Here is a 6,209-nt window from a genome sequence, read left to right on the forward strand (position 1 = left end):
GTGGCTATCCCTGGGCCGGTACCGGAAGAACCCGAAGCACTTGGTGTTACAAGGCGAATCTCTGATCAGCGATGAGCGATGACTCTCCGTCCATCGGTCCGAACCCACCAGTCACATCGTGGCCTGAATACGACCAGTTGGCCGACGCCGTTGACGCCTACCTTGGCCACGACCCAGACGACCCGGCATGGCGTGACATCTGGCGAGCGCTCGGCGCTATTATGGGCGAGTACCAGCGGCAGGCGTTCATTGATGCGTTCGGTCTCGTTGGACCAGCGGAGAAGCCGTGCATCAGTCGGCTGATCACAGGCGAGGATTGCCGGCCCACTCATGGACACTCCGAATCGGCCGCCACACAGTCCGCCAGCTGACGATCATTCGACGCTGTGGCTTGACGAGAACGGCGAGCCGGCGCTGTATGGGATGCATGTCTACCCGAGTAATATCGAGCGCTTCGATTCCGACGCTCCGCCGTACAACCAGTGGTTCGACCTCTTCCAGTTTGCTTCCGAATGGGGACTAGGGATCTCGATACTCCCGAAGTCGTGGTACGCGATTGGGAGCGCGGTTCATGTTGTCTTCTACCCACCCGAGCGGTTTCGTTCATCAGACACGGATGAGTAATACAGATCAAGAATCTGGGCAGGGGCTGAGATACTGATATGCATCGAATAGGACACTACGGTGCATTGATCTGTTATGTACCGCTCGTCGTAGTACTGATTGTCGTCGGCACTCTCGAGATGGCTTTCGCCGGTGGGGTGTCGTCGTTGGTGGGGCAATGCTTCCAGATTTCGACCAGCGCATGCCCGGCATTTCCCATCGCGGCCCGACACACCGTCTGGTTCGCTCTTGCTGTCGGCACTGTTCTCGACACGGCTGGGACCCTAGTAGGGGGCCCTGAGCTTGGTGCCGTTGGTGCCATCGCCGGGGCCCTTCTAATTGTCCCATACCTCTTGGCCGATGTCCTAACGCTGATGAGGATGCGAAATGCAAATCGAATAAACCCTTTTTATGGGCCTTCTACTTGATCATGGCGGCGATATTGTATACTATGTCTCAATTCGTTGACAATCGGCTGGAGGAGCGTCTCCACGTCGAGGATATCGAATGGACTGGCGAAGAATTGCTCCACGCGATTCGTGAAGTCGACCCCGAGAAGGTACCCGACTGGAGGAACGTATACGACCCTGAAGAAGACGCAGAGTGGAGCACTATTCAGGGCCTGACGCCCTGCGTTTATCGAGCCCTCGCCCTGTTGTGCCGCCGGCTGGTTGGCCTGATTAGCGTGCAACAAATACCCCGAAATCCGGAACAACTGCTATGGGTGCCTGATCCGAGGATCACTGAATAACCAATATTTCAACATATATCCATGTAGAGAGATTCGTATTGGGTCGCAACATCGTTTAAGTTATACTGCGACCGTATAAGTTCACTTGCACGCATTGAGAGATTCTCTCGAAGATTTTTGTCCGACAACAACTGTTCGATAGTTGACGCTAATTCACAAGGATTATCAACAGAGTGGTATAGTGCACAGTTGTCGTATACCTCCTTGAAGGTTTTAATATCTGAGAGAACACAAGGAGTACCAAGTGCCATTGCTTCGGCAACACCAACACAATAGCCTTCCCAGCGGGATGGCATTGAATAAACATCTAACTCCGCCAACAATCGATAGAGTTTATTTTGGTCAATAAGACCAAGAAAGTGGACGTTATTTTCAATTCCCTCGTTCACAACCAGACGTTTTAATGAGTCTTGTAGAGGGCCAGTTCCAGTAATCAGAAGATTGACTTTATATTCTTTGTCCAGTAATTCTGCAACCGCTTTGATAAGTACGTCATGCGCCTTTTGCTCAGTATGCATTGCACCAATTCCGATTAAATATTCATCACGACTTATGTTGCAGTAATCGTATGCTGACCAGTTGGTATTCAGCGATAAGCGCACATCTTTAACCCCATTATAGATGACGTGAACGTCGCCCTTATTGACAATACTTTTTTCCCACGACTGGAATGAGTCATAGACCGATCTAGAAACGCAAGTAACTGCATCAGGGATAATATTCGTCAGTCCATTCAAGACAAGCCCTTTGCGAGAATACGCTTTGTGGTTATTATGTTCAGTAGTAATGATTTTATTATCGGCATGGAGAGCGAGTAGTTTGCTGAGAGATCCTGAGTGAGGGTGGTGCGTGTGTATTATATCATATTCTGTAAATATATCGTGAACCCTGATAGCAGTCGAGCGATTTATTCCGATTGTCGTTTGTGGAGGATTTGCACTGTGTACCTCAATACATTCCATATTTTCAAATTCTGTTATATCAAACCAAGAAAGAATACCAACTTGAATGTTCGTCGATTGTTGTAATTCAATTGCAATATCTGCAGGAATGCTTGTTGGACCGACACTATTTACCACATGGCAGACTCGAATTGTATCCTTATTCATAGTGTTATTTAATTATATTCTAGCTTTTTATCAATTTTGAACATCCATGAAGTCGATCCCAGGAAAGTATCCTTCAGTCCGCGACAACAACCTATCCGGGGCTCCAGCGCTGGTTTCACTGTGGTGCCGTGTCGTTCAAACGGGCGTTTTTTTACCTGAATTAGTCTAACTCGGTGATGATTTCCGTCGCAGACCGACGATTTTATGTACTTCTCTTCAGAGGACTCGATGATTGTCGCTGCGTACGCCCAGACGCTGGCGACACGCTGATCGTGGAAGTTGTCGGCTCAGACAAGTTGACCGCGTCTCGGCAGAAAGTCTATACCGACTCTTGGACGAGTCACTCGCGCTCTGAGTCGAGAGTTCATTTCTTCCCGTATTCTCACGGCCATCCCAGAGTTGACAAGATTCTTTTAGAACACCACTAGTTCGTAGTGGTAATCGAAAATTGGTCAGCGGGGGCAAACTCAACCATTCCTTGGTCTGAGAGGAGCAGGCCCAATAACTCTTCTGGCACACAATACCTAATTTGCCCGCCCTCACGTGTTCGATACTCTAATTCCGTGTTTGGGATAGAGCACGCCACGAAAATTTGCTCTTGCTGGTCGGATCGCTGATTGGTTGGCTCGGAGAGAAACTTCAGAGCATTCTCTGTGTTGACTTTTGAAAGGACACTCTTCGCCTGCTCTCGATCCTTTACCTCAAATCGCTCGGAAGTAAGCATATACAACGGCTTTGCTGACAGAGGGTAATAAATTCAAGTATAATCTTTTTATAATGGATACCGCACAAGAGTCCACCCTCTTCAGTTTGATTGGCATGAAACAAATTAACAAAGAGTTCGAGCGACTGTTAATTAAATATTCTTGTCATATTCGCACGATACCGGTTTTGTTTCAATGAGTAATAGGGAGTAAGCGTTCCGAGGCCCGACAGCTGACCCTCACTGTGGGTTCTCATTCTGAGGGTATATCGTCTCAGAGTGGGCTTTTTCTACATCATTAGAATTCAGAAATGTGGCTTTGATGTCGACACTTCAGGCGGTGAGTCGAGCAGAGAGCAAGTACCTCGTTATCTGGGTAATCCTTCTGACAGGGACTGCCCCCATCACGCCACACCCTAGATAATGTGCAGCAACTCGTCACTGGTGGTACCGACGGTGGTACCACAGCCGAGGCTGATAAAACCGTTGAGCCTGACCCACAGCTCGTGATGGAGATCGCTGACAACCTTGGCGACCAGTTTCTTACTAACGTACTTGAATCAACCATCGCGAAGACTGCCGGTGGCGATGCGGCGAACATCGACGAGTACCGTGATGTTGTTACGAACTACAAGAACGCCGTCAAACACCCACACAAGAATCTCTAATCCCCGAAACAAGAGGAGCGACACTGTGGGGTGATCTCAACGGGGAGACGGGAGCCACCCGACTCCGTCGTCTGGCCGTGGTCAAAGCGCTTGATACGAAACAGCAGCGGCACGCCCTCACGTACAAACAGGTGCAACAGCTCTTTTAGGAGTGTCTCGAAGAGGGACCGTCGCATGATTATGCGTACCGCTGATGGAGGTGGCTGCGAATGCTGATGGGTTCACCTATGGCTCCTATCAGGGACAAAAGTATCTACGGAGCAACGCCAAACAGGTCAAGCAGGCAATCATCGACCAAGCGCTTGACATCGATGCAAGTCTTGACCCTGAGCAGCTGACCGTCGACGGCCTGATTATGTCCTACGCTGCCAGTTCGGCTCCGGGCCCGGAGGCCACAGCAGACGACTCGTGGCAGTACTGAAGCCATTGCTCGCGCACGCCAGTACGGAGCGCGGATACAGCACCGCTTACGAATACGTCGGTGGGCCGCAGACTCCAAGCGCATCGCTCTCGCCGATCCGGAGTGCGTGTCGGCGAGCCAGACGGCTACGGGCCCACCCACCGAGACAGTGTTGATTCTACGCTCAGGCAGTAATCAACGCTGAGGATACAATCATGTGGCGAGATAGTCCTACCAACCGCGGGCTCGTGCCAATCCGTGATGCGGATCTTCATGAACTCATAGGCCATGAGAACATATAGGAGTCTCCCCACCCTCCAATGAACGCGTTCACCAAGCAGCTCGCCACATCGACAACCCGGACATCAACCATGCGTAACTGCCCATATTCCCCCGACGATATCTTCCACGATTGCAAACATCCTAGCCCTGACGACGCGGTTGTGGTGAACACGCCGGCAGTCTTAGTCACGGACTGGAATCTCGACGGCCGTGACACGACCGTCTCGGAGGACAGCCCTGAGTACCTCGCTGATGACACTGTTGTCATCGTTGTCTATCGCCAGACGCTGGACCACCACCGACCACAGTACGCCGGAGACCAGCCAGTTAAACTCTCCACACTACATGCCGACAACATCTCGTTCTACGCCTACCCAACGTCGCGACTCGAGACTATCGACAGCCACAGCCCGACGGCGGTCGCCCTCGATGAGATCCAGCCGACGCCGTACTATGTCTGCCTTCTACTATGAGGCAAACCGTGAGTTCATCGCCAGTACCCGTGAGCGCGGTTATCCATCCCAGAGCTGGTGGTCCGTGTCGTCGACGAGGGCTACGAAGTCGTCAACGGGCATAAGCGACTGTGGGTTGCCTACGTCACTGATTTAGAGTCCATTCGGACCCACGTGGTCCATCTCGGCGAATGTGAAGCGATCAAACGCTTCGTGCCAAACCACTTCGATGGGAGTTCCTCTCAGCCCGGGGCCGACGTCGCAACAGCGAGGCTTCGTGAGCGCTGGGAAGGCCGGATAGCAGATCTTAACATTCCATCGGAGCACCTGCAGACGACACAAGGTCAAGAGGAGCAAGCGTCAATATGAATCAGGGTGGACACGCAGAGTTGTCGGATCTCCCGCCAAGTCCGTCGCTGGTGCATCGCGTACTCAAATGGTATGACGCTCCTTGAGGGAGAACGTCGCGAAGATGTGTCTGATACCGAGATTGCGAGGTCGACGATTTATTGTATAATGCACGCAGCCGCTGAGTACTTCGGAATTGGACCGGAAAACTAGACAGACAACAGTGGTGCGGCTCAATCTAACCGAACTTGAAATTGACCACCCGGACATGACTCAGACGACCAGATGCTTCGCGACCGTCAAAGGCGACTCGAAGCTCGCTGACAGCGGCGCGACGACGCTTGGCTCCTACAATGGCGGTCAACAGCCCTCGGTGATGACTGATGACCGATCAAGGGACTATCGCTGACTGACTTCCTTCACCGAAATGGACTGTTGTGGGTGGAGAAACCAATATTGACATTGTAGTCAACAACATCTTCCACAACCTTCGCAGCTGCCTCGTCATACGGATTACCTATCAACTGTCCACCTGATTCGCCTGCCGCTGCAACGATCGGCACTGACACAGGCAGCGCTTCTGTCAGCTTTTTTTAGTTCTGCCTTGGCTTGTTGACTCAGTCAGCCCAACATTCGTGCTCAGCGCTGGTATTCAGATGGTCCGTGGCTTCTTCAATACGTCCAATGAAAAATTGCAGGCGGCCACAGAATTTCTGGTGTAGCTACTGCTATCAGTATAGTCTGTCCTGAATTACCCAGTAAGGAAGACACTAGCAACACAAATAGCATATACTAAACATATAGATTAATCAGGCACTGTCTAGTTCTGAATCTCCTCAGCTGGCGTTCGTCCGTCGAGTGCTTGGTTCGGTCGTTCGTGGTTGTAGTGGTGT

9 protein-coding genes and 1 pseudogene are annotated in these 6,209 nt (G+C 51.3%); 8 read left to right on the forward strand and 2 right to left on the reverse strand.

Annotated elements, in window-relative coordinates; translation table 11 throughout:
- Positions 1–71 precede the first annotated feature (71 nt).
- The 3 genes from IEY38_RS21400 to IEY38_RS17915 all read left to right on the forward strand — a co-directional run bounded on the left by IEY38_RS21400 (position 72) and on the right by IEY38_RS17915 (position 1,354).
- Positions 72–371, forward strand: coding sequence for a hypothetical protein (locus IEY38_RS21400; protein ID WP_229775379.1), 300 nt, complete (start codon positions 72–74; stop codon positions 369–371).
- The gene (locus IEY38_RS21405; RefSeq protein ID WP_004592100.1) at positions 331–624 is read left to right on the forward strand and encodes a hypothetical protein; all 294 of its coding nucleotides are present in this window, start codon (positions 331–333) and stop codon (positions 622–624) included. The genes IEY38_RS21400 and IEY38_RS21405 overlap by 41 nt, the downstream gene beginning before the upstream one ends.
- A 430-nt stretch (positions 625–1,054) precedes the next feature.
- Positions 1,055–1,354 (forward strand): hypothetical protein, encoded by a 300-nt coding sequence (locus IEY38_RS17915; protein WP_152420785.1) that lies wholly within the window; start codon positions 1,055–1,057, stop codon positions 1,352–1,354.
- Positions 1,355–1,362: 8 nt separating this feature from the next.
- Here IEY38_RS17915 and IEY38_RS17920 read toward each other — a convergent pair whose 3' ends face one another.
- Positions 1,363–2,463, reverse strand: coding sequence for a glycosyltransferase family 4 protein (locus tag IEY38_RS17920; protein ID WP_080509684.1), 1,101 nt, complete (start codon positions 2,461–2,463; stop codon positions 1,363–1,365).
- 1,128 nt (positions 2,464–3,591) lie between these two features.
- On the opposite strand from IEY38_RS17920, the gene IEY38_RS17925 reads away from it, so the two are divergent.
- The 5 genes from IEY38_RS17925 to IEY38_RS17945 all read left to right on the forward strand — a co-directional run bounded on the left by IEY38_RS17925 (position 3,592) and on the right by IEY38_RS17945 (position 5,725).
- A complete protein-coding gene (locus IEY38_RS17925) occupies positions 3,592–3,834 on the forward strand; it encodes a hypothetical protein (protein WP_004592110.1) in 243 nt (80 codons plus the stop codon).
- 193 nt (positions 3,835–4,027) lie between these two features.
- Complete coding sequence (locus IEY38_RS17930; RefSeq protein WP_004592112.1) at positions 4,028–4,255, forward strand: hypothetical protein; 228 nt, start codon at positions 4,028–4,030, stop codon at positions 4,253–4,255.
- A 350-nt stretch (positions 4,256–4,605) separates the two neighbouring features.
- A complete protein-coding gene (locus IEY38_RS17935; protein WP_188979920.1) occupies positions 4,606–4,989 on the forward strand; it encodes a hypothetical protein in 384 nt (127 codons plus the stop codon).
- A 57-nt stretch (positions 4,990–5,046) separates the two neighbouring features.
- The gene (locus tag IEY38_RS17940) at positions 5,047–5,337 is read left to right on the forward strand and encodes a hypothetical protein (protein ID WP_049909279.1); all 291 of its coding nucleotides are present in this window, start codon (positions 5,047–5,049) and stop codon (positions 5,335–5,337) included.
- A 247-nt stretch (positions 5,338–5,584) separates the two neighbouring features.
- Positions 5,585–5,725 (forward strand): hypothetical protein, encoded by a 141-nt coding sequence (locus IEY38_RS17945; RefSeq protein WP_161607596.1) that lies wholly within the window; start codon positions 5,585–5,587, stop codon positions 5,723–5,725.
- A gap of 411 nt (positions 5,726–6,136) precedes the next feature.
- On the opposite strand, the pseudogene IEY38_RS17950 reads toward IEY38_RS17945, so the two are convergent.
- Positions 6,137–6,209: pseudogene (locus tag IEY38_RS17950) on the reverse strand (IS6 family transposase); the annotation flags it as partial.

The sequence above is a fragment of the Haloarcula sebkhae genome (genome assembly GCF_014647415.1).
GTDB lineage: Archaea > Halobacteriota > Halobacteria > Halobacteriales > Haloarculaceae > Haloarcula > Haloarcula sebkhae.

Bases quoted from the DNA above. Each gene is read 5' to 3' on its own strand.
- IEY38_RS17915 (WP_152420785.1), top strand. From the start codon at position 1,055: ATGTCTCAATTCGTTGACAATCGGCTGGAGGAGCGTCTCCACGTCGAG.
- IEY38_RS17920 (WP_080509684.1), bottom strand. From the start codon at position 2,463: ATGAATAAGGATACAATTCGAGTCTGCCATGTGGTAAATAGTGTCGGT.
- IEY38_RS21405 (WP_004592100.1), top strand. From the start codon at position 331: ATGGACACTCCGAATCGGCCGCCACACAGTCCGCCAGCTGACGATCAT.
- IEY38_RS21400 (WP_229775379.1), top strand. From the start codon at position 72: ATGAGCGATGACTCTCCGTCCATCGGTCCGAACCCACCAGTCACATCG.
- IEY38_RS17930 (WP_004592112.1), top strand. From the start codon at position 4,028: ATGGAGGTGGCTGCGAATGCTGATGGGTTCACCTATGGCTCCTATCAG.
- IEY38_RS17945 (WP_161607596.1), top strand. From the start codon at position 5,585: ATGACTCAGACGACCAGATGCTTCGCGACCGTCAAAGGCGACTCGAAG.
- IEY38_RS17935 (WP_188979920.1), top strand. From the start codon at position 4,606: ATGCGTAACTGCCCATATTCCCCCGACGATATCTTCCACGATTGCAAA.